Origin of the sequence: Plantactinospora sp. B24E8 (genome assembly GCF_039871735.1) — a bacterium.
Taxonomy (GTDB): domain Bacteria; phylum Actinomycetota; class Actinomycetes; order Mycobacteriales; family Micromonosporaceae; genus Plantactinospora.
Genome location: NZ_JBDPMH010000001.1, coordinates 286,833 through 311,271 on the forward strand (window position 1 = coordinate 286,833; position 24,439 = coordinate 311,271).

A 24,439-nucleotide genomic window follows, 5' to 3' on the forward strand; every position below is an offset into this window, starting at 1 on the left:
TTACCCGGCTGCCTGACACCTTGAGCCGCGTGGCGTGGTGAGGTGGGCGACTCACCCGGCATCATGCCGGTGGTATGGCTGTCGGACCTCCCGCTCCGCGAGTGCCGATTCGTAGAAGCGCAGCATGCTGGTCACCTCCTCGACAGTGCGGTCGAGATCGTCCAACGCTTCGCTGTCGCCTACGTCACGATGCAGCCGGCTGGCCACCTCGGCAAGCAGTCGGTGCAGCTCGGCGAAGGTGTCACCCTGTACATGGATGCCCGGAGAGGCCCGGCCATCCAGCCAGGTCACCGCGACGTTTCCGCCGCGCGCAAGTACCCGCGCCTGCTCATCGGTCACCCGGCGATGCTCCCATCACAGCCTGCTGAACGATCGGTCGGCATCCGCCTTCCCCGAAGAGGCACGTCAGGTGTCGGCGCCCGTCACTCTCCGTACGTCATCCGTTGACCTTGTCGAACGCGGCTCATAGCCGATGTGAGAGAGCTCTCCTTGCTCCGGTCCCAGGGATCGCCGTCAGATTCGACAACATGAACCATGACCTCAAGACCGAGGAGCGGTTGGGACCCGGTAGCGGCAGCAGCCGCTGCGGTCACTGTTGTCATGATGGTTGTATATCTGGCGGTCATAGCCCAGCAGGATGGTTAACCTGCGGCCTGGTTCGTCGTCTGCCTAACCGCAGCAGGGCTGCTGTGCACATATGGAACTGTTCGCGCGGCACCTGGACGCCGATGGGCCCTGGGAGCCGCTGCCGCGATGCTGCTGGGGCTCGGTCTTCTCGGCATACTGACGATCGGCCTGCCTGTCCTCGTTGCCGGTGTGCTTGCGGCCGTCGCCGTCGCACGCGCGTAGGGGCCCCATATCCCGTCCGACGCTGGCGGAACGCCGCCGTGAACCGGCATCGCCGTATTGCGCAATGCGCACATCCATTGGGTTTCGGGGCTCTTCCCAGACGAGGGTGTAGGCCCTGTCGGTAGCGTGGTGTGGGGACGGTCAGCGGGAGCGTAGTGCTACCCGGGTCTGGGTCTGCGCTGCTCCGCATTCCTTGCGCGAGGGGCTGGTCAACGGGTTCCGGGTTGCGGCCGCGGCTGCGGCCGGGGTTGCGACAGTGGACCTGCTCTACTGTGCGGTCGCGACAGCCACTGGCACCCTTTTCGAACGGATGATCGAGAACTACCGGGGTGTCTTCCTGGTCGTCTCTGGGGTACTGAGGCGTCGATCACCGGCCGGCCGGGCGGTCGCCGAAGGGCCGGCGGGTGACCGGTTCCACCCCGACGCCACCGCCGCCACACACCGGTCGTCGCATTTCGATGATGACCTTTCCGAACGGGCTGGTCGATTTGTAGTACTGGAACGCCGCACCGGCCTCTTCGAACGGGAACGCAAGGATTACCTGCATAATGCCGAGATCGGTGCGCTGTTCAGGACGGGTACGTGTTGCCAGGCGTCGTGGCGATCAGTACGTCGGCCACCGGCTGCCAGCCCAGCGTCAGGTACAGACGTTGGCCGTCCTCGCTGGCGATGAGAATGCCGTGTTCGACGCCTTCTTCGATCGCGGAATTGGCCAGTGCACCCATGACCGCGCTGGCCAGACCCTTGCGGCGATGAGCCGGCGTGGTTTCGATCCGGTCTGCGACCGCATCCGTTCCGGCCAGTCCCATCGTCCCGCGCGCGCCAACCTCTCCCGACTCGTGCCGTACCGTGGCCGTGACCACGCGGCCGTCTCCGCGTGGATCGACCCGGGTCAGGAGCCGGTACGGGTCCACGGGCATGTTCTGCGGATGCCGGCGAAGATCGGCCGTCATCAGCAGTTCCGAGTGCTTGAGCACGATCAGGCCTGCGGCCACCAGTGCCGAGGCAGCCCTCGCCGGATCGGTGGTGGGCACGGTCAGCCATGTGACGCTGTCCTCGCCAGCGACCAGCTCAGCCAGCCTGGTGAGCGATGCGGAGTCCTCGCTGGCATCGAGCGCGACGTAATCGACGTCGCGGCCGGGCTGCATGCAACGGACCCGCAACGCGCCGCCCACGTCTTCGGCGACGGGCAGCGCCCGGGCCACCGCCCAGCCGCGCTGCCAGCGAACGATGAGATCACGCAGGCTGCTCACCCGTCGAGTAGATCAGTCGCACCTGATCGGCCCGCCACGCCTCGGACGCACTGAGCCCGAGGTCACGCGCGCGTGGCGGGCGCTTCGCCTACGGCAGTGGCGTTGTTCCGGGCAGTGCCTTCTCCACGGCCGCGACCAGTTCGGTGGATTCCGGGGTGACGGTGGGACCGAACCGGGCCACGACCGCGCCGTCCGGCCCGACGAGGAACTTCTCGAAGTTCCACCGGATGTCGCCGGTGTATCCCTCGTCGTCCGGAGCGTCGACCAGCTCCTGGTAGAGCGGGTGCCGTCCGGCGCCGTTCACCTCGACCTTCTCGGTGAGCGGGAAGGTCACCCCGTACGTCGTTGAGCAGAACTCGGCGATCTCTTCGGCGGTGCCCGGCTCCTGGCCGTGGAACTGGTTGCAGGGCACCCCGAGCACGGTCAACCCCTGCTCGCGGTAGCGCTCGGCGAGCAGCTCCAGGCCGGCGTACTGCGGGGTCAGCCCGCACCGGGACGCCACGTTCACGACGAGTAGTGCCCGGCCCCGGTACTGGCCGAGATCCGCCGAACCGCCGCCGAGGGCGCCGATCTCCACGTCGAAAACTGACATGGGCCCGACGCTACCCCGCCGGCCACGCCGCCGGGTCGGCCGGCACCGGGTCGGCAGACACCGGGCCGCGCCGATTCCTTTCCGGTACGCCCGCGGTCGATACTCACATGGACGCGATAAGAGAGATGTACGCCCGCTGGGCCGCCGGTGACCCGGGCGAGGACGACCAGTGGGGCGACGTGACAGCCGAGCCACGCGGCCTGGACTACACGGAGGTGTCGGCGGACGGCGTGCCGGCGATGTGGCTCAGCCCGCACGGCGCCGACCCCGACCGGGTGATCGTCGCGCTGCACGGTGGCGGCTTCGTGAGCGGGTCGCTCTACACGCACCGCAAGATGTACGGGCACCTCGCGAAGGCGGCCGGCGTACGGGTGCTGCTCGCCACCTACCGACACGCTCCCGAGTTCCGCTACCCCGCGCAGATCGAGGACGCGGTCACGGCGTACCGGTGGGCGGCGGCGCGTGCCCGGAAGGTGGCGCTGGCCGGGGACTCCTCCGGTGGCGGCCTGGCCGTGCAGGTCGCGCTCCGCGAGCCCGGCGTGGCCGCGCTGCTGCTGCTGTCGCCGTGGATCGACATGGACCCGGCGCAGACCGCCACCTCGTACGAGGAGAGCGCCGCCACCGACCTGTTCTTCACCCGGCCGATGGTGCAGCGTCTCATCGCGCAGTACCTGCCCGAGGGGGTGAGCGGCCTGGCGCCGGAGGTGAACGCCTTCCACGCCGACCTGTCCGCGCTGCCGCCGGCCTACGTTCAGTGCGGCAGCCACGAGAGCGGCCGGGGTGACAGCGAGCGCCTCGCGAAGCTGACCGGTGCCCGGCTGGACGTCTTCGACGGACAACTGCACACGTTCCAGATGGCCGCCGGGCGGGCACCGGCCGCCGACGAGGCGATCGGGAGGCTGGCCGCATGGGTGCGTTCGACGTTGGGATTCTGACCGAGGTGTTCGAGGGGGAACGCCGAGGTTTGCTGACCCACGCGTACCGGATGCTCGGCACCTATCACGAGGCCGAGGACGTAGTACAGGACACGTACGTGCGGGCACTGCGCGGCTGGGAGACGTTCGAGCGGCGTTCGTCGGTGCGAACCTGGCTCTTCCGGATCGCCACCAACGTCTGCCTGACCGTGATCGAGGGCCGGGGACGCCGCGCGCTGCCGTCGGGCCTCGGCCCGGACGACCTCGGTGGGCGGCTGGAGCCGTTCCCGACGGACCCGGCCGACCTGGTGACCACGCGGGAGAGCGTGCGGCTCGCCTTCGTGGCCGGGTTGCGGCACCTCACCCCCAGACAGCGTGCCGTCCTGCTGTTACGTGAGGTGCTGACCTTTTCGGCGGCCGAGACCGGCGAGGCGCTGGACATGTCGGTGCCGGCGGTCAAGAGCGCCCTGCAGCGGGCCAGGGCCCGGCTCGCCGAAGCGGCACCGACCCGCGACGACGTGCTCGACGCCGACTCGCCCCGGGCCCGGGAACTGCTCGCCGAGTACATGGCCGCGTGGGAGGCGTCCGACGCCGACGCCTTCCGGAGGGTGCTGCACGCGGACGCGACCATCGAACCGGTCGGCTCGCAGACCTCGTACGCCGGTCGTGAGGCGTGCCTGGCCTTCGCGGCGCCGGCGATGGGTGCTCCGGGGCAGTGGCGGATGACCGCGACCGAGGCGAACGGGCAGCCCGCCGCGGTCGCGTGGCTGCGTGACGAGCCCTACGGAGTGGCCGTGTTGACGGTCACCGAGAAAGGGATCGTGGAGATCAGCCTCTTCGGAGAACCGGACCTGGCAGAACTCTTCGCCCCGGTGACCTGAGATCCGAGCGGCTGAGTGAACCAACCCGACTGACGGTTAGCGCAGGGTGAGCTGCCGCCCGAGCAGACCCTGCCGGGCCCGGCGCCCGGCGGCGTCGAGGTCGGCCGGATCGGCGAGCGCCGCCGCGTACCGCTTCGCGAAGTCGGTCAGCGGGCCCTCCCACGACTCGGCCGGGGCGTCCCGGGGGATGTCCCAGACCGGTACGAGCCGGCCGTGCGCCCGGAACATGCCGGCGAACTTCGTCCCGTCACCGAGGGTCAGTTCACCGGCGGCGGAGAGCCGGGACAGCGCGGCGAGCGCCGGGTCCTCGTCGTCCGGCAGTACCCAGCGGACGTGGCTCTTGTCGCTGACCTGGCACCAGTACGCGGCCGGCGCGGCAGCGAGCTTGACGGTCGGATAGATCGAGGCGTCGGCCCGTTCGAGGGACGCCTTCACGTTCGGGTCCTCGTCGGCGCCCGGGTCGAGCCAGAACCCGAAACCGTCGTGCATGGTGATGCCGAGCGGCCCGTCGACGAGAACGTCCTGCAGCCGGGGGCCCTCGCCGGGCAGCGCCGGCACGGAGACCGTCCCGCCGGGCTCGGTACGCAGCGCGCAGAGCAGCGCCTCGGCGAGATCGCGGGAGACGTCACCGGACTGCACGTGCCGCTGCAGGCCGACGAGGATCCGCCCGTCCGGCTTGGCGATCGCCGGCATCGCCATCGGCAGCACGGTGGCCAGGGTGACCGGCCGCTCCCCGTACTGTTCGACGAGCTCGGGGGTGAGGGTCAGCGGTGCGGAGGCCGCCGGCACCAGTTCACGGAGGGCAATCCACTCCGCCTCGTCGGCCAGCCCCTCGAAGGGGCGGGGCACGAAGATGTCGCGTACCTTCTGGCGCTTCTCCGGCCGGCCGCCGGCTCCGCCCGTCGCGGAACCGGTCGTTTCGGTGGCCCGGGAACTCTTTCGACGCTTACCCACGACGAGACAGCCTAGGCCCCTCGGACCTCCGGCGTGCACCCGACCGGGTGCTGGAGCCGGGCCCAGACGCTCTGCCCGAGGCCGTCGCGGACCACCCCCCAGTCGGTGGCGAGCGCGGCGACCAGGAACAGGCCCCGGCCGTCGGCCGAGTCTGGGCCCACCTGGCGGATCCGGGGGGTGACCCCGGCGCCGCCGTCGGTCACCCGGATCTCGACCAGGTGGCCGGTCGGGTCGTCGCGCAGCCGCCAGGAGAGCCGGACGGTGCCGCCGGGCAGCGGCGCGGCGTGGCGTACCGCGTTGCCGAGGAGTTCGGCCGCCACCGTCATCGTGTCGGCGAGCAACGCGGCCGGTACGGCGTCGGCGAGCTCGACCCGGAGCCGGTGCCGGGCGGTACGGGCACCCTGGGCGTGGTGCGGCACCGTCATGTGCCACGAGCGTTCGGTCGGCGTGTGCCGCACGGCCGAGGCGGTCGTGGCGCCGGACGCGGGGACGGCCGAGGTGCGGGCCGGCGTGTCGGGCCTCGGGACGGCCGAGGTGCGGGTCGGGCTGTCGGGCCTCGGGACGGCCGACGTGTCGGACGTCGGGACGGTGGACATGGGGGACGCCTCCTCAGCGGACCGTGGGGCCCGGATGCCGTGGGTCAACCTCGGGGCAGCCGTACCTCTGCGACCGTACCGCCGCCCTCGCGGGGACGCAGCGAAACCCATCCGTTCTGCCGCTCGATGATCCGGCGGACGAGGTAGAGACCGAGGCCGGCACCGGGATAGCGGCGCCGGTCTCCCGACTCGGCCTGCCAGAACCGTTCGAACGCCCGCTCCACATGGTCTGGACGTACCCCGATTCCCCGGTCGCTCACCCGGAACGCCACGGTCCGACGGTCCGACTCGGCGGTCAGCTCCACCCGGCTGCCGTCCGGGGAGTACTTGCCGGCGTTCGTGACCAGCTCGGTCAGGACAGTGGCCAGGCTGGCCCGATTGCCGAGCGCCTTCGGCAGCTGCTCCGGCAGCCGGATGCTGAGCCGGTGACGCAGGTCCGCCGGCAGGTCGGCCACAGCCGCCCGCAGCGTCTCGGTCAGGTCGAAGGGTACCGGCGGCGACCCGCCGACCGCGCCCGCGTCGTTGGTGCTGGAGAGCAGCCGGTCGATCAGCCGGGCCAGCTCGCCGGCCCGCTGACCGATCAGCGCCGCGGCCTGCCGCCGGTCCGACTCGGAGAGCGAGTCCCAGTGCGCGGTCAGGGTGTCCGCGTACCCCTTCACCACGGTGACCGGGGTACGTAGTTCGTGGCTGGTCACCGCGACGAAGAGATCCCGGTCATGGTCGCGGAGGTCCTGTTCCCCGCTGTCTGAGAAGGTGACCACCCGGGCGCCGGCGCCGGGCAGCTCCCCCGAGGTGATCTTCAACCAGCGGCCGTCCGGCAGGCGGTGGTCGAGCACCTGACCCGGCGGCGGCACCGGGAACGGCAGCCGTCGGTCGACCAGCTCCGCGACACGCAGACCGGTCACCTGCTCCGCCGCCGGGTTCCAGAGCTGGACGGTGCCGTCCCGGCCGACGATCGCCAGACCGTCGGCGAGCGCGGCGACCACGCTGCCGTCACCGTGCACCGGCAACCCGGTTTGGTCCCGGTACAGGTGCGCCACGCACGCGGCCAGGTAGCCCAGCACCGCCTGGTGCTCGGCGCTGCCCGGCCGCTCCCGGTCCGGATAGAGGGCGTGCAGACTGCCGATGGTCAGCCCGCCGATCTCCACCCGGGCGGCGAGCAACTGCCCCAGGCCGGAGTCGTCCAGTTCCTGGGCCAGCTCGGGCGGAAGTACGTCGATGCCGAGTGCCCGTACCCGAGGGCCGGTCAGCAGCTGCTCCGCCATCCCGTCGGCGGCCGGAAGCGGACGCCCCACCGCCCACTCGACGCTGCCGGTGGCGGCCACCACCCGACCGCCGCTGGGTGCGTACTCCACGAACGCGACGCCGGGTGCGCCGAGGGCCCGCGCGGCGACCTGGAGCAGGCGGTCGAGAACCGGCAGACCCACCTCACCCGAGTCGATCGCCTCCAGCATGGTCAGCTGCCCGGCGAGGAGAGCGGGGTAGTCGGGGTGCTGCGCCATGCCCCGAGTCTGCCCGTCCGGTCGGACTTTGGGCAGTGGCCGGCAGCGTCAGCGGCCCAGCCGGTCGAGCACCATCGCCGGCCGGTCGGTGATGATCCCGTCAACCCCACGGGCCAGGGCGAGGTCGAGGGCCGGTTCGTCGTTGACGGTCCAGACGTAGACCCGGTTACCGGCCGCGTGCAACGCCGGGACCAGACCGGGACGGTTACCGAGCAGCTTGAGACTCGGGCCGGCGATCCGGGCACCGTACGGCAGCCGGCCCCGCCGGACGACCGGGGGCAGCAGGTCCATCAGCAGTACGGTGGCCAGGCGCGGGGCGAGCCGGTGGACCTGTCGAACCGCCAGGGGTGAGAAGGACATCACGGTCGCCCGTACCGGATCGTCGGGTCGGGGATCGGCGAGCCCGTACCGGTGCAGCAGGGTGACCAGCCGCCGCTCGACGGCGGAGCCGGACCGGCTCGGGTGTTTCGTCTCGATCAGCAGTTCGATGTCGCGGCCGGCGTCCCGCACCGCGCCGAGCAGCGTGTCCAGGGTCAGCAGTCGGGTCCGGGCCGGGTCCGGCGGTACGTCGTCGGCGGCCCCCGTCCCGGTGTGCCACGAGCCGTAGTCGAGCCGTTCCAGTTCGGCCAGGGTGTACGCGCTCACCCGGCCCCGCCCGTTGCTGGTCCGCTCCAGCCGCCGGTCGTGTACGCAGACCAGGTGGCCGTCGCGGCTGAGTCGGACGTCACACTCCAACCCGTCCGCGCCCTCCTCGATGGCCCGCAGGTACGCGGCGAGGGTGTGCTCCGGCAGGCTCGCCGAGGAGCCCCGGTGCGCGAAGACGAGCGGACGGCTGCCAGACCGGAGGCCCGCCGTCGGCCCGTCGGCCCGTGGACGTGGCAGACCCGCCACCGGTCCGTCGGCCCGTGGACGTGGCAGACCCGCCCGTACGCCCTGCTGACTGCTCAAGGAGCCACCATCTTCGGGCGCTCCTCAGATGACCCGCGCCGGCTGGTCGTCCTCGCTCTGCATCGGCTGGCCGCTGGCGGCCCAGTCGCGCATCCCGCCGTCGAGGTTGCGGACGTTGTCCCAGCCGTTGTTCATCAGGTAGCCGACCACCTGGCCGGAACGGCCGCCGGACCGGCAGACCACCACGACGTCGCCGTCGGTGGGGATTTCGGACATCCGGGCGGGGATCTCCATCATCGGTAGGTGGTGGGCGCCCGGGGCGTGCCCGGCCGCCCACTCGTCCGGCTCGCGGACGTCGAGGAGGTAGGCGTCGGCCGGCACCTGGGCGGCGGTCACGGAGGGAAGATTGGCTGCGAACACGGTTACCAAGCGTAGACCCGTCGACGGGCCGGCACCGCTCGGCACCGTGCCGGACGCGCCACCTAGAGCCGACGGACCCACTTCGGGTTGGCCCGGGCCCAGGTTTCCAGGTCCGCGCTCTGGATCGAGGCGAAGAGGCCGTTCGCGGGCTCGTCCATCAGCACGTACGACACCTCGTCGATCGTCTCGGCGTGTGCCGGCAGCTGGATCCCGTGCAGGGCGTCGGCGCGCATCCGGCGCATCCCGAAGATCAGGTCCTCCAGCGGTACGCCGTTGGTGTCGACGGTGAACGAGGAGCCGATGGCCCGGATCACCTGGTCGAGCCGGAGCGGGTTGCGCAGCATGTCGGTGGCGGTGGTTTTGTCCATCATCGCCCGGAGCAGTTGCTGCTGGTGGTGTTGCCGGTCGAAGTCGCCGTTCGGCAGGCCGTAGCGCTGGCGGGCGAAGTCGAGGGCCTGGGCTCCGGTCATCTCGTGGCAGCCCGGGGTGAAGACCGCCTGGGTGTGGATCGACCGGACCTCGGTGTCGACGCACATCCGTACGCCGCCGAGCAGGTCGATGGCGCGTTGGAAGCCGGCGAAGTTGACCAGGGCCGCGCCGTCGAACCGCAGACCGGTGAGCTGGGTCAGCGTCGCCGAGAGCAACTGGGTGCCGCCCTGGCCGCCGCCGCCGTACTGGAAGGCGGCATTGATCTTGTCGGCTCCGCCGGGCCAGCCGGTCGCCGGTGCCGGAGGGATCTCGACGAGCAGGTCCCGGGGTACGGAGATCAGGTACGCCTGGTCCAGCCCGGCCGGCAGGTGGGCGATCATGATCGTGTCGGACCGCTGGTCGGTGCCCGGGGCCGCGTTGACCCGCTCGTCGGAGCCGACCAGCAGGTAGTTGAGCGGGCCGGTGACGTCGCCCTGCTCCTGACGGGCGGCCGGGTCGAGGAGCAGTTCCTTGACCACGGCGTTGTCGTACCGGTTGGCCAGCATCCGCAGACCGATTCCACCGACGCCGGAGAGCACCACCAGGACCACTCCGATTCCGAGGGCCAGCTTGGCCCAGGCCGGCGCCCTGTGGCGCGTCCGGGCGGGTCCGGCGTCCTCCGTGTCAGGGCCGGAGTCGGGGGCGGACTCGTGTGGCGGCCCCTCGGGTTCGTCCGGAGCCGACCGTCTCGACGTGAACGTGACCCCTCCCCGGACCCGGCTGAGCGAAGCTTCTTCACCTCAGGCTAAGGGCCCGGTTTGGGCGTCCAGTGGCTTTTGCGTTTTTCGGTCGCCGTGGTCAGGGAACCGTCACCCGCCGTTGCCGGCCGGGCTCTTCGTCGGGGTGACGTTCGCCGTCACCCACGCCTCCATGGTGTCCTTCGCCATCGCCTGGTACATGGCGAGCGCCTTCTCCCGGTCCGAGACCACCACCGACTCGCCGTTGATCGTCTGGCTGCCCAGGTGCGGGCTGGTGATGAACTGGAGGTTCTCACCCCGCAGGTTGCGGAACTGGATCGCCATGTCGACCAGGGAGAAACCCTCGTCCACGGTCACCGCCTTGGTCACCGACTTGAGGAACGCGTTCAGCTTGGCCGGGTTGGTGAGCGTGCCGCTGCTGGCCGCCTTGTCCATCAGCGCCCGCAGGAACTCCTGCTGGTGCCGCATCCGGGCGAAGTCGCCGTCGGGGAACTGGTAGCGCTGGCGGACCCAGTCCAGCGCCTCCGCCCCGTTCATGTGGTTGACGCCCTTCTTGAACTTCCGGAACGGCTTGTGGATCGAGGTGATGTCCCGTTCGACCTTCAGGTCGACCCCGCCGAGGGCGTCGGTCACCTCCTTGAAACCGGCGAAGTCGATCGCCATCACGTGGTCGATCCGGACGTCGGTGAAGCACTCCACGGTCCGGACCGCCAGCGGCAGGCCGCCGATCGCGAACGCGGCATTGATCTTGTGGCGCTGGCCGCTGTCGCACGCCGCCCCGGCGTTCTCCGGAACCGGCACGTAGAGGTCGCGCGGGATCGAGACCAGGTACGCCTTGTCGTGGCTGGCCGGGATGTGCATCACGATGATCGTGTCGGCCCGCCACTTGCTGGCCTGGTCGACCGGGGCGTCCGGATCCCGCGAGTCGCTGCCGACCATCAGGATGTTCAGCGCGCCGCTGACCGACGTGGGCCGGCCACCGGCCAGTTCGGCGAACGGGTCGGTCCGCTTCAGGTCGTTGTCGAGCCCCTTGACGTACACCCAGAGGCCGCCGCCGGCGAGCAGCCCGAGCACCAGCACGGCGACGCTCGCCACCAGGGCGATCCGCCCCCACCGGGGCCGGGGACCGCGCCGGCCGGGAACGCCGGGGCCACCGGGCAGGCCCGGCCCACCGGGACCACCCGGCCCACCGGGACCACCCGGTCCACCGGGACCGGACGGACCTCCGTACCCGGAACGGGGCTGGCCCGGCACGCCGACCTGGGCACGTCCGGAGATCCGGCTCGGGCCGGCCGGGCCGGGCGCCGGCACCGCGCCGCCGGCACCGCCCGGGTTCATCCGGTGGCCGTGGACAGGTCCGTTCGGGGGATGGCTCTCGAACATGACCTCAGGGTACGTAGCGGAGCCAAGAAACCGCTGAGTGCCACGTGCGACCTGGCACGAACCTGGTACTCTGCCCCGCCCGCGACCGCCCCGACCAGCTGCCGTGTCGGCTAGCTCAGCCGCTGGCTGCTGTGTTGGCTAGCTCAGCCGCTGGCTGCTGTGTTGGCTAGCTCAGCCGCTGGCTGAAGTGTTCGATCGTGCGGCGTAGCCCCTCCTGGGGCGAGATCGTCGGCTGGTAGCCGAGCCGCTCCCGGGCGAGGGTCAGATCCGGCCGCCGCATCTCCGGGTCGTCGGCGGTCCGGGTGACGTAGGTGATGTTCGACTCACTCCCGGTCAGCGTCACGATCGTCTCGGCGAGCTCCCGCATGGTGACCTCGTGCTCGGTGCCGCAGTTGATCGGGCCGGTCTCGGTCGAGTCGAGCAGCAGCAGGATGCCTCGGACCAGGTCGTCGACGTAGCAGATCGACCGGGTCTGGGCGCCCGTGCCGTGCACGGTCAGCGGCTCGCCACGTAGCGCCTGGGTGATGAAGGTGGGGATCGCCCGGCCGTCGTCCGGCCGCATCCGTGGGCCGTACGTGTTGAAGATCCGGACGATGCCGACCTCGAGCCCGTGGTAGCGGTGGTACGCCATCGTGCTGGCCTCGGCGAAGCGCTTGGCCTCGTCGTACACGCTGCGGACGCCGATCGGGTTGACGTTGCCCCAGTACGTCTCGACCTGCGGGTGCACCTGCGGGTCGCCGTACGCCTCGGAGGTGGAGGCGAGGATGAACCGGGCCCGGTCGGCGACCGCCCGGTCGAGCAGGTGCAGGGTGGCGAGCGAGCCGACCCGGAGGATCTCGATCGGGATGGTGGCGAAGTCGGTGGGGCTGGCCGGCGAGGCGAGGTGCATGATCGCGTCGAACCGCTCGGCGATCGCCGGGTGGTGGCTCGGCAGTCCGTCCGAGACGTCGGCCTCGACCAGGGTGAACCGTGGGTGGTCCGCCAGGTGGGCGACGTTCTCCTTGGAGCCGGTGATGAAGTTGTCCACCGCGACCACCGTGCAGCCCCGCGCGATCAGCGCGTCAACCAGGTGAGAGGGGACAAATCCGGCACCACCGGTGACGAGGATGCGGTGTTCTGCTCCGAAGCGCTGGGCTACCACCATAGTGCCAGCCTACCCAGGATGCTGATCTCGGGCATGGTGAGGGAGTGTCGGATCCGCCCCGGCCGGTACGACGGGTCCGCCCTCGGGCCGTACAACGGCACGGGTGGTGCCGGGTAACCGACGTTACCCGGCACCACCCGTTACTTCGCGGTGACTCGCGGTGGAGTCGACGCGGGTCAGTGCGCTCCCGAGCCGGTGAGCGCCCGGACCTCGAGTTCGGCGTACTTGTCGGCGTCCGTCTCCTTGGAGACCAGGGTGCCGATCCAGCCGCAGAGGAAACCGACCGGGATCGAGATGAGGCCCGGGTTGGACAGCGGGAACCACTGCCAGTCCTGGTCCGGGAACATCGAGGTGGCCGCCCCGGAGACCACCGGGGAGAAGAAGACCAGCCCGACCGCGCTGATCAGACCACCGTAGATCGCCCAGACCGCGCCGGAGGTGTTGAACCGCTTCCAGAACAGGCTGTAGAGGATCGCCGGCAGATTTCCGGACGCCGCCACCGCGAAGGCCAGGGCCACCAGGAACGCGACGTTCAGGTTCTGCGCGAAGATCGACAGCACGATCGAGATCGCGCCGATCACCAGGGCCGAGATCCGGGCGACGTTGACCTCCTGCCGCTCCGACACCTGCCCGCCCTTGACCACGTTGGCGTAGAAGTCGTGGGCGAGGCTGGACGACGAGGCCAGGGTCAGCCCGGCGACCACGGCGAGAATGGTCGCGAAGGCGACCGCCGCGATGATCGCGAGCATCGCCGCGCCACCGACGTCACCACCGAGGAAGTCGACGCCGAGCGCCTCGGCGAGCTGAGGCGCCGCCGTGTTGCCGGCCGGATCCTGGGCGGTGATCGCCTCCCGGCCCACCAGTGCCGCCGCGCCGAAGCCCAGGGCCAGGGTGAACAGGTAGAAGGTGCCGATGATGCCGATCGCCCAGAGCACGCTCTTCCGGGCCGCCTTCGCGGTCGGCACGGTGTAGAAGCGGATCAGGATGTGCGGCAGACCGGCGGTGCCGAGGACCAGCGCGATGCCGAGCGAGAGCAGGTCCATCTTGTTGTAGAAGGTCTGTGCCGAGTTGCCGGCGACCTCCACGCCGTACCGCAGCCCCGGTTCGAGGAACGCGGTGCCCTTGCCCGAGGCGTTCGCGGCGTCGCCGAGCAGGGCGGAGAGGTTGAACTTGTAGTGGGCCAGCACCAGGATCGTCATCACCAGCGCACCGCTCATCAGCAGGAACGCCTTGACGATCTGGACGTAGGTGGTGCCCTTCATGCCGCCCACCGTGACGTAGACGATCATGAGGGCGCCGACCATGATGATCGTCGCGATCTTCGCGGCGTCCGCGTCCATGCCGAGGAACGTCGTACCCGGCCGGATGCCGAGCAGGAGCGCGACCAGGGCACCCGCACCCACCATCTGGGCCAGCAGGTAGAAGATCGAAACGGTGATCGTGGAGACCGCCGCCGCCGTCCGGACCGGCTTCTGCCGCATCCGGAACGCCAGCACGTCGGCCATCGTGTAGCGGCCCGAGTTGCGGAGCAGCTCGGCGACCAACAGCAGCGCCACCAGCCAGGCGACCAGGAAGCCGATCGAGTAGAGGAAGCCGTCGTAGCCGTACAGCGCGATGATGCCGGCGATGCCGAGGAACGACGCCGCCGACATGTAGTCGCCGCCGATCGCCATCCCGTTCTGGAAACCGGAGAACGAGCGACCACCGGCGTAGTAGTCGGTCGCCGTCTTCGTCTGCCGGCTGGCCCAGACGGTGATCCCCAGGGTCACCGCGACGAAGACCAGGAAGAGCGTGATGGTGAGGGTCCGGGCGGTGCTGTTGCCCGCCTCGGCCGCGAGCAGGATCTCCTTCACTTGGCCACCTCGCCGTCCGTGCTCTCGGCGCTGCTCTCCGCCGACGACTCGCCCGCCAGGCCCTCCCGGATCCGGTCGGCGACCGGGTCCAGCTTCCGGCCCGCGTACCGGGCGTAGAGCCAGGCGATGAGGAAGGTGGAGACGAACTGCAGCAGCCCGAAGACGAGCGCGACGTTGATGTTGCCGATCAGCTTGGTGCCCATGAAGCCGCGGGCGTACGCGGAGAGGATGACGTACAGGGCGTACCAGACGAAGAACGCCGCGGTCATCGGGAAGACGAAGCCGCGCAGCGCCTTGCGTAGCCCGGCGAACTCATCCGACTGTTGTATCGCGACGTACCGGTCTGGCGGGGCGCTGGCCGGCGCGGGCGTATCCGTGGACATGCAGGTCTCACCACCTTCAACGGGGGATCCGGAGTTTCGGGCACGGTATGGAGCGGCCCGGAGATCGGAAAGCGGTGATCCGGAGCCTGGTCGGCGGCTGCGCCGAACGGGCCGATCGCTGCGCCGAGTGACGCCGGTCACGCCGCTCGGCGACGAGGGCGGAAGGGGCGGCCCCGGTGGTGGGTCAGCCGCCCAGTTCCCGGTAGCGGCCCCGGTGGTGCAGCAGCGGCGGGGCGTCGCCGGTCAGCTCGACGGTCTCGATGGTCGCCTCGACGAGCAGCGACCAGCCGTACGCCCGGAAGCCGTCGAGCCGGCAGCCGGCCCAGCCACCCGAGTCGACCGGCACCGGCCCGTACGGCGTACCGGTCCACCCACCGATGGCGAAGAGGCCACCCGGCGCCGGGGACAGCCCGGCGAACCGGTCGGCGAGCTGCCGGTGTGCCGGCCCGAGCAGGGCGACCGCGAACCGGCCGCTCGCCGACGCCGCCTCCCACAACTCCGACTCCTCGTCGACGAGCCCGAGCAGCCGGCCCGGTTCCCCGTCGGCGACCAGGGTCGAGGAGACAGTCAGCCCGGCCGGTGAGGCCGGAGGTGACGCCGACGCCTCGGCGTACGCGGTCCAGAGGGTGACCGGCGCGGCGAGCCGGCCCCGCAGGCGGCGGACCGGCGACCGCTGCTCTTCCGGAGTGGCGAACGGGTCGGTGTGGTGGATCTGCCCGCCCGGCGGCTCTGCTCGGCGCACGCTGCCCATTGTGCCGCCCGGGCCGGTCCGGCACGCCACCGGTTCGGCACGCCACCGGTTCGGCGGGCCGCCGGTTCGGATGATGCGGGCCCGGCACGCCGTCGTGCCGGCTTGACGTCGGCTATTCGCTCAGTGAATAGTGGCCCCCATGTCCACCCCGCACGTCCTGCTCGGGCTGCTCGCGACCGGGCCGAAACACGGCTACGACCTCAAACGCGACTACGACCTGCGGCTGCCCAAGGCCAAACCCCTGCCGTACGGGCAGGTCTACGCCACCCTCGGCCGGCTGGAACGCGACGGCCTGGTGGCCCGGGCCGGCCAGGAGCGCGAGGCCGGGCCCGACCGGACGCCGTACGCGGTCACCCCGCCCGGCGAGGCCGCCCTGGACAGCTGGCTCGGCGCGGTCGAACCCCCACTGCCGCACCTGAACAGCGTGCTGCTGGCCAAGGTGATCATCACGCTGCTGGTCGCCGACCTCAGCCGCGCCCGCGACTACCTCAGCCGGCAGCGACAGGCGCACACCGACCGACTCCGGGAACTCACCGCCGTCAAGACCGACCCGACCGCGTCGGTCGCCGACGTGATCGCCGCCGACTACGGCATCAACCACCTCGACGCCGACCTGCGGTGGCTGCGCACCACCCTGGACCGGGTCGCCGACCTGCACGGGGAGGTGACGGCCCGATGAGCTTCCTGGGCACCCGGGCGGCGGTGAGGTCGTACGGCCCGACCCCCGCCCTGCGCGGCGTCACCGTCGACGTCGCCGAGGGCGAGATCCTCGCCGTGACCGGACCGTCCGGCTGCGGCAAGTCCACCCTGCTGCACTGCCTGGCCGGGATCATGCGGGTCGACGCCGGCGAGGTGTTCTACCGCGGCCGGCGGATCGACACCAGTTCCGAGGGGGAACGCGCCCGACTGCGGCGGACCGAGTTCGGGGTGCTGTTCCAGTTCGGTCAACTCGTCGCCGAGTTGACCGCCGCCGAGAACGTGGCGCTGCCGTTGCTGCTCGCCGGCGCCCGGCGCCGGGAGGCCCGGACCGCGGCACTCGCCTGGCTGGACCGGCTCGGCGTCGCCGACCTCGCCGACCAGCATCCCGGCGAGATGTCCGGCGGCCAGCAGCAGCGCTGTGCGCTGGCCCGGGCCCTGGTCACCGAACCCCGGGTGCTCTTCGCCGACGAACCGACCGGGGCGCTCGACACCCTTGCCGGAGAGCAGGTCCTCGGCCACCTGGTCCGGCTCGCCCGCGAGCAGCGGACCACCGTCGTACTGGTCACCCACGACGCGCGGGTCGCCGGGTACGCCGACCGCGAGGTGACGCTGCGCGACGGCGTCCTCGACCCGACCGGCCTGGGCATCGCGGCGGTACGACGGTGAGGCCGGGCGCGTTGCTGCTCACCGTTGCGGCGGTACGCCGGTGAGGCCGGGCGTGCTGCTCCGGCTCGCCCTGGCCGGCAGCCGTACCGACACCGTCCGGGTGGTGCTGACCGGGCTCAGCGCCGCACTCGCCACCCTGGCGATCCTCGCCGCGCTGACCGTGCTCGCGATCCCGACCGTCCTCGACGGCGGCAGCAACGTCTCGCCGCAGTACCGCAACCCGCTGATCGCCGAGGCCGGGTTGCGGGTCGGGGTGGCCGCCACGCTCGTCCTGCTGACCATTCCGGTGCTGGTCCTGGCCGGCCAGTGCGCCCGACTCGGGGCACCGGCCCGGGACCGCCGGCTCGCGGCGTACCGGATGGCCGGCGCCGGACCCCGGCAGGCGGTCGCGATCGCCGCCACCGAGGCGGCCCTGGCCAGCGGTCTCGGCGCCCTCGCCGGGCTGGGGCTGCACCTGGTCGGTCGCCAGCTGCTCGGCACGCCCGGAGCGGACGGCAAACTGGCGCTGCCGACCGACGTACTGCCCCCGGTCTGGCAACTCGCCGTCGTGGTGGCCGGAGTTCCGGTACTGGCCGGGCTGATCGCGATGCTGCTGCTGCGCCGGGTCGTGCTGACCCCGTACGGGGTGGTGCGTCGGGTCCGGACCCGGCCGCCACGCCCCTGGGCGGGCCTGCTGATCCTCGGCGGGCTCGGGACGGCCGCCCTGCTCCCACCGCTCGCCCAGTACCTGGACCGCAGTGGCCGCAGCATGCCGTACGAACTGTTCGGGCTCGTCGTGCTGGTGGCGGAGTTGGCGGTCACCCTCGGGGTGATCGTCGGCACCGGCTGGATCTCGCATGTCACCGGGCGGCTGCTGCACCGGTTCGCCCGCCGGCCCGCCGGGCTGCTCGCGGCGCGCCGGCTGACGGCCGACCCGTGGACCGGCAGCCGTACCCTTGCCGCGCTGCTGGCAGCCGTGCTGTTCGGCGCGTTCGCCGCCGGGCTGCGGATCAGGATGAGCACCGAGTTCGCGGCGGAGGCCGAGTACGCGCGACGGTCCGCCGAGGTGTCCGGCCTCCCGTACGAGCCCTGGGACACCACGTTCTACCAGGGGGCGTACGACCTGGTCTACCTCGCGCTCACGATCGCCCTGGTGATCGCCGCCGGTGGGTTGCTGGTCGCGTTGGCCGAGTCGATCGTGAGCCGGCGGCGGGCGATGGCCGCGCTGGTCGCCACCGGGGTCCCCCGTGCCGTCCTGGGCCGGGCGCTGGCCTGGCAGACCCTGACCCCGGCGGTGGCCGGCATCGTGCTGGCCGCCGGTACCGGCATCACCCTGCAGCGCGGCCTCTACGACCGGGAGGTCTCCAGCGGCTGGGGCACGGTGTGCCGCGAAGCCTCGCCGACCGACTGCGTCGAACTGCCGGCGGTGGTACGCACCGTGCCACTGCCCCTCGACGACCTGGCCGGGTTCGTCGGTGTCGCCCTGGCGGTCGTGCTCAGCCTGCTGCTGGTCAACCTGCTCCTGCTGCGGACCAGCACCGCCGTCGAGGAACTCCGCGCCACCTGAGGAACTCCCTGAGGGGTTCCGCCTCACAGCCGGAGGGCCTCCGGGGCGTGCAGGCGGAGCATGGTCGCGGCAACGTCCGACGGGGCCCGGCGGCGGGTCGCCCACGAGGCGGTGACCATCACGGTGAAGGCGAGCGGCACGGTCCAGGCGGCCGGCTGGGCGATCAGCACGGCCGGCCAGCCGGACAGCTCCGGCCCGACCACGGTGAAGAGCACCGCGCCGACCGCCGCCCCACCGCCGACCAGGATCCCCGCCGCCGCCCCGACGTCGGTCAGCCCGCGCCACCAGATGCCGAGCACCAGCAGCGGGCAGAAGCTGGACGCGGCGACCGCGAAGGCCAGCCCGACGACCTGCGAGACGTCCAGGCCGGAGACGTTCAACGCCAGTATCACCGGGACCAGTCCGGCGAAGAGGGTGGCCAGCCGGAAGTCGCGTACCGAACCGTGGCCGAGGACGTCGGTGGAGAGCACCCCGGCCACGCTGGTCAGCAGCCCGGACGAGGTGGAGAGGAAGGCGGCGAACGCCCCGGCGGCGACCAGGGCGGCGAGCAGTTGCCCGGTCAGTCCGCCGCCGAGCGCCGCCTCGGGCAGCAGGACCACCACCGCGTCGGACCGCCCGGTCAGCAGCAGTTGTGGGGTGTAGATCCGGCCGAGCACGCCGTACAGGGTGGGGAAGAGGTAGAAGGCGCCGACCATGGCCAGCACCACCAGGGTGGTCCGGCGGGCGGCGGCGCCGTCCGGGTTGGTGTAGAAGCGGACGAGGACGTGCGGCAGCCCCATCGTGCCGAGGAAGGTCGCCAGGATCAGCGAGTACGTGGCGAAGAGCCCCCGGTCGTCGTCGCCGGCCGTACTCGGCAACAACCAGTCGGGTCCGCTGACCGCGTCCACATTGGAGATTTCCGGCACCGGGTCGCCGGCCGCGAACGAGAGCTGCTCGCCGGGGCGTACCTCCCGGGTGGTGCCGTCGGCGAGGGTGAGGGTCGCCGCCTGCTCGACCGCGACGGTGGTCGCGGCCGGGAAGACCGCGCCGGCCTCCGGCGTCACCGCCGGCCGGCCGTCCGACTGCCACTGCAGGACCAGGAAGATCGCCGGTACGGCGAGCGCGGTGAGCTTCAGCCAGTACTGGAACGCCTGCACGAAGGTGACCGCCCGCATCCCGCCGAGCGCCACGTTCGCGGTCACCACCGCTCCGACCAGCAGGGCGCCCAGTTCGTACGGTCCACCGGCGACCGTGGTCAGGGTCAGGCCCGCCCCCTGCAGCTGCGGCACCAGATAGAGCCAACCGATGAAGACCACGAACGCGGTGGCGAGTTTGCGCAGCCGCCGTGAACCGAGCCGCAGTTCGCAGAAGTCGGGCAGGGTGAACGCGCCCGAGCGGCGCAGCGGCGCGGCGACGAAGAGCAGCAGCGCCAGGTAGCCGGCGGCGAACCCGACCGGGTACCAGAGCACGTCGACGCCGTACTTGAGGACCAGTCCGGCGATGCCGAGGAAGGAGGCGGCGGAGAGGTACTCGCCGCCGATCGCCGCCGCGTTCCAGGTCGGGCTGACCATCCGGGAGGCGACCAGGAAGTCGGAGGTGGTCCGGGCCAGGGTCAGGCCGTAGAAGCCGATCGCGACGGTGACCAGGGTGACCGCGATGATCGCCGGCACCGTGTACGGATTGTCCACGCCTCAGCGCTCCGGCCGCTGGACCACGTCGGTGAAGTCCTGCTCGTTGCGTTCGGCCAGGTGCACGTACGTCCAGCCGACCGCGACCAGGAACGGGAACGCGGCGGCCCCGAGCAGCAGCCAGGGCAGGTTGACCCCGAACAGTTTCGCGGCCCCGGTCGCCGGGGCGGTGGCGAAGAGCAGCGGCAGCCCGCCGAGACCGATCGCGACCACCAGGGACAGTCGCAGCGCGAGCCGGAGCTGCGCCCGGACCAGTCCCCGGACCAGCGCCTCGCCGACCTGGGTCTGCTGGGTCAGCTCGACCCGGGTCGCCTCGGCGCCGGTCCGTCGCCGGGTCACCTCGGCCAGCACCACCCGGGTCCGTCGGGGCGGTGCTGCCGGCGGACCCGGATCCGGGACGGGATCGATCGGGCTGGCCATTCCGGCAGTCTCACCGCCCCGGCCGGGATGTCAAGTGGTGCGGGGCGGATGCCGGACGATCGGCCGGGTCACCCGCACCGTGCGGACGGCAGGGACATCGACGCCCGTACCGAGGGGACCGGATGTTCGACGAGGATCCTTCGGGCCTCGGCGCGGCCGAGGTTGAACTCGTGCCAGTCGTCGGCGAGGTGGCGCCGGTCGTCACCGGACCCGTACCGGTCGGTCCGGTCCACCAGGTCGCCGGCGATCGGGATGAGGGCGCAGCCGCGCAGCGGTTCGGGGAGCTGGTCCAGGGCCGGTACCGCGTCGGCGGAGAGCTGGCCGAGATACCAGACGTCGATCCGTCCGGTTTTGCGCCACAGTTCGACGTTGCGCTCGGCGATCAGCCGGTCGGGGTTGGCGACGGCGAGGCCGAGCAGGGCGACCACCGCCGTACCGATGGCCAGGCGGGGCAGCCAGGCGCCGGCCAGCCGTATCCCGGCCACCGCGACCAGGACGAAGAGCAGTCCGATCCAGAGCTCGCAGGCGGCGACGAGCAGCCGGAGCCGGGTGGCGCCGTAGGCGTCGGCGTAGACGTCCATCCGGTACAGCGCGGAGGCGACGATCACCAGGCTGAGCAGGGTGAGGGCGCCGAGCAGCAGTCGGATCAGCACCCGGTCGGTACGCCCGTTCCGGGGTGCCCACCAGGCGGCGGCGCCGATCACCAGCAGGGTCAGCACCGAGACGGCGAGCAGTTGCCAGAAGCCGCCGCGGGCGTACTCGGCGTAGGTGAGCCCGGCGGTACGCAGGACGTGGTCGTCACCGCCGAACAGGGTGGTGAGCTGTACGGCGACGAAGCCGGCGAAGAGCAGGTCGAGCAGGGCCACCGGCAGCATCCAGTCGAAGCGGCGCAGCCGGGCCCGGTCGGATCCGATCGTGAGGCCGGTCAGATCGGGCGGGGCGGTGAGCACGTACGCCGCACCGAGCAGCCCGGCACCGACCGCCACGAACAGGAAGATCCACCGAAACACCGTGGGTACCGAGAGGTCCGGCAGTACCTGGTCGAGTTGCCGGGCGAAGGCGGCGTCGGCGGAGGAGAGCAGCAGTCCGAAGACGAGCAGCAGGACTGCCGAGACGACAACCGTGCCGACGGTACGGCCGATCCGGCCGCCTCCGTCGGGGCGACCCGATCCGTCCAGTCCCCGGGCGGCCCAGGGCAGTGCCCGGATCACCGCCGCCGGTGGGATCAGCCCGGAGAACAGCAGGCCGCGTACCGATCGTCCGTCGGCCACGGTCAGGGTCGCGGTCACGCCGGCGGTCAGGAGACAGAGGACGAAGAGCCAGCCGGCGGCCCGGATCGTACCGACCCCGAGCAGGGCCAGGGTGGCGAGCGCCCAGAGTGGTCGGGCTCCGCCGAGCCGCCGTAGCCGTCCGAGCCTCCGCGTCGCCCCGCCGGCCCGCTCGGGGGTGTCCGGCGCGCCGTCCGCGGCGGCGTCCGTGGGTCGTCCACCGCTCGAGGCGGCGGCGGTGAGCAGTGCTGCCGTGCCGGCGAATCCGGCGACCAGCCAGCCGAGTCCGGTCCGGGTCAACGGGATGCTCAGCGCGGCGACCCCCGCCGCACCGGCGAGGGTGCCGAGGACCCCGGGGGTCGCGGCGGCTGCCGGGCCGGGCCAGCGCCGACGGAGTACGGACGGCGGTCGTACCGCCGCAACGGCGGGTCCGGCCAGGGCGGGGACGGGTGCCCCGCCCGCCGGCGGCTGCCAAACCCCCGATGGCAGTCGCTGGCCGGGCGGGGCGTTCCCAGCCGGCATCGGCCCCCGTGGTGCCGATGCCGGAGTCGGTGTGGGTGTCGGTTCGTTCGTTGCTGCTGTTGTGTCCGCTGGTGTCGGGGTCGTCGTGGCCGTCGGTGTCGACGCCGGGGCAGCTGCCGGTGTTGAGGCCGCGCCGGTTGTCGGTGCTTCTGTCGGTGTTGACGCCGAGCCGGTTGTCGGTGCGTCTGCCGGCGCCGGTGTGGGTGCGGCGGTCGGGCTCGGATCCGTGGTGCTCATCGTCGCTCCGGGATCGAAAGGGAATGGGCCAGGTCGGTCGCGGCGCTCAGGGGCAGACTCACCTGGATCCGGCAGCCGGTCGGTCCGGCCGAAGCCGGTCGGTGGGAGGCGAGAGGCGGCGGGTCGGTCACCGCGATCGTGCCGCCGTGCAGTTCCACGACCCAGTGCGCGATGGCCAGCCCCAGCCCGGTGCCACCGTCGCTGGGCCGCTCACCCCGGGTGAAGCGTTCGAACACCTCCCGACGGAGCCGGGTCGGTATGCCCTCGCCCTGGTCGACGACCTCGAACCGCAGTTGGTTGCCGACCCGTCCGGCGGTGACCAGTACGGTGCCACCGGGCGGACTGTGCCGGGCGGCGTTGTCCAGCAGGTTGGCGAAGACCTGGTGCAGCCGTCGGGGGTCGGCCTCGACGCGCAGCTCCGCCGACTCGGGGCGTACCTCGAACCGGACGTCGCGCCCGGCGCCGACCGCGTTGACGCTGGCCTGCTGGACCACGTCGTCCAGGAACTCCGCGACGTCGAGATCCTCGCGGCGCAGCGGCAGCACCCCGGCGTCCAATCTGGACAGATCGAGCAGGTCGGCGACCAGGTGGCCGAGGCGCTCGGTCTGGGCCAGCGCGACCCGCAGGGTGGGCAGGTCCGGCTCCGCGACACCGTCGACGATGTTCTCCAGCACGCCCTGCAGCGCGGTGATCGGGGTACGCAGCTCGTGCGAGACGTTGGCGATGAGTTCCCGGCGCCGCCGGTCGGCCTCGGCCAGGTCGCCGGCCATCTGGTTGAACGCCACCGCCAGTTCGCCGACCTCGTCGCGGGAGGTGGCCCGGACCCGTCGGGTGTAGTCACCCCTGGCCATCGCCCGGGCCGCCGCGGTCATCTCGCGCAGTGGGGAGGTGAGACCGTGGGCGAGGACCTGCGAGGTGAGCAGGGCGAGCCCGATCGCCGTGAAGGTGGTCTTCAGTGGCAGCCAGCCGATGCCGATCCGGAACACCGTGATGCCGACGGCTCCCGAGCCGACCAGCAGGATGCCGAGTTTGAGTTTGATCGACCGGATCGGGTCCAGTGGCCGGGGCAGTACGTCCATCGCCCGGTCGAACGTGGCCAGCAGGCTTTTCACGCGGGGACCTCCAGTGCGTAGCCGACCCCGTGCACGGTCCGGATCAGGTCGGGGCCGAGCTTGCGGCGCAACGCCTTGACGTGGCTGTCGACGGTCCGGGTGCCGGAGCCGTCGGCCCAGCCCCAGACGTCGGCGAGCAGCCGCTCCCGGGGCAGTACGGCGCGGGGCCGGCCGGCGAGGTGGACGAGCAGGTCGAACTCGGTCGGGGTCAGGTGTGCCTCGACACCGTTGCGCCGGACCCGGCGTTCCGCCTGGTTGATCTCCAGGTCGCCGATCCGCAGGATCTCCGGGCGCTGGCTCGCGGCGCTCGCCGCCCGGTCGACCCGGCGCAGCAGCGCGTGCACCCGGGCGGCCAGCTCGCGCAACGAGAACGGCTTCGTCAGGTAGTCGTCGGCGCCGACCGCGAGCCCGACCAGCAGGTCGGTCTCGTCGTCGCGGGCGGTCAGCATCAGGACCGGCACCGGCCGGTCGGCCTGGATCCGACGGCAGACCTCCAGCCCGTCGAAGCCGGGCAGCATGACGTCGAGGACGACCAGTTCGGGTCGGTGGTGGCGGAAGGCCTCGACCGCGCCCGGTCCGTCCCGGGCGATCTCCACCACGAAACCCTCGGCCCGGAGTCGGGCCGCGACCGATTCGGCGATGGTCTTCTCGTCCTCGACGACCAGGATACGGCGTTCGTGCATGACGCCGACTGTAGGGACGGGGCGTGGTCGATCGGGGCTGGCGTCGTGAAGATCCTGTGGAGAACCCCGGCTCCGCGGGCCGGGGTCAGC

Annotated in this window: 23 protein-coding genes and 1 pseudogene; 5 read left to right on the forward strand and 19 right to left on the reverse strand. The window is 71.8% G+C overall.

Annotated features, from left to right (window positions below; translation table 11 throughout):
* Positions 1-51: 51 nt before the first annotated feature.
* From ABGB21_RS01375 to ABGB21_RS01385, 3 genes are all read right to left on the reverse strand, one after another.
* Positions 52-339 carry a hypothetical protein gene (locus ABGB21_RS01375; protein ID WP_347655236.1) on the reverse strand — a complete coding sequence of 96 codons (288 nt, stop codon included), beginning with the start codon at positions 337-339 and terminating at the stop codon, positions 52-54.
* Between the two features lie 1,079 nt (positions 340-1,418).
* A complete protein-coding gene (locus ABGB21_RS01380; protein WP_347676052.1) occupies positions 1,419-2,102 on the reverse strand; it encodes an N-acetyltransferase in 684 nt (227 codons plus the stop codon).
* An 88-nt stretch (positions 2,103-2,190) separates the two neighbouring features.
* Entirely contained in the window at positions 2,191-2,694 is a 504-nt protein-coding gene (locus ABGB21_RS01385; protein ID WP_347655238.1) for a glutathione peroxidase, read from the reverse strand.
* A 107-nt stretch (positions 2,695-2,801) separates the two neighbouring features.
* On the opposite strand from ABGB21_RS01385, the gene ABGB21_RS01390 reads away from it, so the two are divergent.
* Complete coding sequence (locus ABGB21_RS01390; protein ID WP_347655239.1) at positions 2,802-3,629, forward strand: alpha/beta hydrolase; 828 nt, start codon at positions 2,802-2,804, stop codon at positions 3,627-3,629.
* Positions 3,602-4,489 (forward strand): RNA polymerase subunit sigma-70, encoded by an 888-nt coding sequence (locus ABGB21_RS01395; protein ID WP_347655240.1) that lies wholly within the window; start codon positions 3,602-3,604, stop codon positions 4,487-4,489. The genes ABGB21_RS01390 and ABGB21_RS01395 overlap by 28 nt, the downstream gene beginning before the upstream one ends.
* A gap of 36 nt (positions 4,490-4,525) precedes the next feature.
* Here the strand turns inward: ABGB21_RS01395 and ABGB21_RS01400 are convergent, their stop codons facing one another.
* From ABGB21_RS01400 to ABGB21_RS01450, 11 genes and pseudogenes are all read right to left on the reverse strand, one after another.
* Positions 4,526-5,443 (reverse strand): DUF5926 family protein, encoded by a 918-nt coding sequence (locus ABGB21_RS01400; RefSeq protein WP_347655241.1) that lies wholly within the window; start codon positions 5,441-5,443, stop codon positions 4,526-4,528.
* Between the two features lie 11 nt (positions 5,444-5,454).
* Positions 5,455-5,868 (reverse strand): ATP-binding protein, encoded by a 414-nt coding sequence (locus ABGB21_RS01405; RefSeq protein WP_347655242.1) that lies wholly within the window; start codon positions 5,866-5,868, stop codon positions 5,455-5,457.
* A gap of 215 nt (positions 5,869-6,083) precedes the next feature.
* Positions 6,084-7,541 (reverse strand): PAS domain-containing sensor histidine kinase, encoded by a 1,458-nt coding sequence (locus ABGB21_RS01410; protein WP_347655243.1) that lies wholly within the window; start codon positions 7,539-7,541, stop codon positions 6,084-6,086.
* A gap of 48 nt (positions 7,542-7,589) precedes the next feature.
* Positions 7,590-8,423, reverse strand: a complete 834-nt coding sequence (locus ABGB21_RS01415; RefSeq protein ID WP_347655250.1) for a glycerophosphodiester phosphodiesterase family protein — start codon at positions 8,421-8,423, stop codon at positions 7,590-7,592.
* A gap of 90 nt (positions 8,424-8,513) precedes the next feature.
* Positions 8,514-8,849: a rhodanese-like domain-containing protein gene (locus tag ABGB21_RS01420; protein WP_347655244.1), complete on the reverse strand. Its 336-nt coding sequence runs from the start codon at positions 8,847-8,849 to the stop codon at positions 8,514-8,516.
* A 62-nt stretch (positions 8,850-8,911) separates the two neighbouring features.
* On the reverse strand, positions 8,912-9,859 hold the full coding sequence (locus ABGB21_RS01425) for an LCP family protein (RefSeq protein WP_347658498.1): 948 nt from the start codon (positions 9,857-9,859) through the stop codon (positions 8,912-8,914).
* Positions 9,860-10,126: 267 nt separating this feature from the next.
* The gene (locus tag ABGB21_RS01430; protein ID WP_347676054.1) at positions 10,127-11,398 is read right to left on the reverse strand and encodes an LCP family protein; all 1,272 of its coding nucleotides are present in this window, start codon (positions 11,396-11,398) and stop codon (positions 10,127-10,129) included.
* 166 nt (positions 11,399-11,564) lie between these two features.
* Positions 11,565-12,542, reverse strand: coding sequence for a UDP-glucuronic acid decarboxylase family protein (locus tag ABGB21_RS01435; protein ID WP_347676056.1), 978 nt, complete (start codon positions 12,540-12,542; stop codon positions 11,565-11,567).
* A gap of 176 nt (positions 12,543-12,718) precedes the next feature.
* Positions 12,719-14,395 carry a cation acetate symporter gene (locus ABGB21_RS01440; RefSeq protein WP_347658485.1) on the reverse strand — a complete coding sequence of 559 codons (1,677 nt, stop codon included), beginning with the start codon at positions 14,393-14,395 and terminating at the stop codon, positions 12,719-12,721.
* Positions 14,392-14,778 carry a DUF485 domain-containing protein gene (locus tag ABGB21_RS01445; RefSeq protein ID WP_347658486.1) on the reverse strand — a complete coding sequence of 129 codons (387 nt, stop codon included), beginning with the start codon at positions 14,776-14,778 and terminating at the stop codon, positions 14,392-14,394. The genes ABGB21_RS01440 and ABGB21_RS01445 overlap by 4 nt, the downstream gene beginning before the upstream one ends.
* A gap of 184 nt (positions 14,779-14,962) precedes the next feature.
* A pseudogene (locus ABGB21_RS01450) lies at positions 14,963-15,502 on the reverse strand (flavin reductase family protein); the annotation flags it as partial.
* A 166-nt stretch (positions 15,503-15,668) separates the two neighbouring features.
* Between ABGB21_RS01450 and ABGB21_RS01455 the strand changes: the two are divergent.
* The 3 genes from ABGB21_RS01455 to ABGB21_RS01465 are packed head-to-tail and all read left to right on the forward strand — an operon-like array spanning position 15,669 to position 18,440.
* On the forward strand, positions 15,669-16,208 hold the full coding sequence (locus ABGB21_RS01455) for a PadR family transcriptional regulator (protein WP_347676058.1): 540 nt from the start codon (positions 15,669-15,671) through the stop codon (positions 16,206-16,208).
* On the forward strand, positions 16,205-16,894 hold the full coding sequence (locus tag ABGB21_RS01460) for an ABC transporter ATP-binding protein (RefSeq protein ID WP_347658488.1): 690 nt from the start codon (positions 16,205-16,207) through the stop codon (positions 16,892-16,894). Before ABGB21_RS01455 ends, ABGB21_RS01460 begins: the two co-directional genes overlap by 4 nt.
* A 40-nt stretch (positions 16,895-16,934) precedes the next feature.
* Positions 16,935-18,440 carry an FtsX-like permease family protein gene (locus tag ABGB21_RS01465; protein WP_347658489.1) on the forward strand — a complete coding sequence of 502 codons (1,506 nt, stop codon included), beginning with the start codon at positions 16,935-16,937 and terminating at the stop codon, positions 18,438-18,440.
* 23 nt (positions 18,441-18,463) lie between these two features.
* On the opposite strand, the gene ABGB21_RS01470 is transcribed toward ABGB21_RS01465, so the two are convergent.
* The 5 genes from ABGB21_RS01470 to ABGB21_RS01490 form a co-directional block, all read right to left on the reverse strand.
* The gene (locus tag ABGB21_RS01470; RefSeq protein WP_347658490.1) at positions 18,464-20,107 is read right to left on the reverse strand and encodes a cation acetate symporter; all 1,644 of its coding nucleotides are present in this window, start codon (positions 20,105-20,107) and stop codon (positions 18,464-18,466) included.
* A 3-nt stretch (positions 20,108-20,110) separates the two neighbouring features.
* Complete coding sequence (locus ABGB21_RS01475; RefSeq protein WP_347658491.1) at positions 20,111-20,527, reverse strand: hypothetical protein; 417 nt, start codon at positions 20,525-20,527, stop codon at positions 20,111-20,113.
* A 68-nt stretch (positions 20,528-20,595) separates the two neighbouring features.
* Positions 20,596-22,317, reverse strand: coding sequence for a DUF4173 domain-containing protein (locus tag ABGB21_RS01480; protein WP_347658492.1), 1,722 nt, complete (start codon positions 22,315-22,317; stop codon positions 20,596-20,598).
* 233 nt (positions 22,318-22,550) lie between these two features.
* Positions 22,551-23,633 carry a HAMP domain-containing sensor histidine kinase gene (locus tag ABGB21_RS01485; protein WP_347658499.1) on the reverse strand — a complete coding sequence of 361 codons (1,083 nt, stop codon included), beginning with the start codon at positions 23,631-23,633 and terminating at the stop codon, positions 22,551-22,553.
* 29 nt (positions 23,634-23,662) lie between these two features.
* On the reverse strand, positions 23,663-24,349 hold the full coding sequence (locus ABGB21_RS01490) for a response regulator transcription factor (protein WP_347658493.1): 687 nt from the start codon (positions 24,347-24,349) through the stop codon (positions 23,663-23,665).
* Between the last annotated feature and the right edge of the window lie 90 nt (positions 24,350-24,439).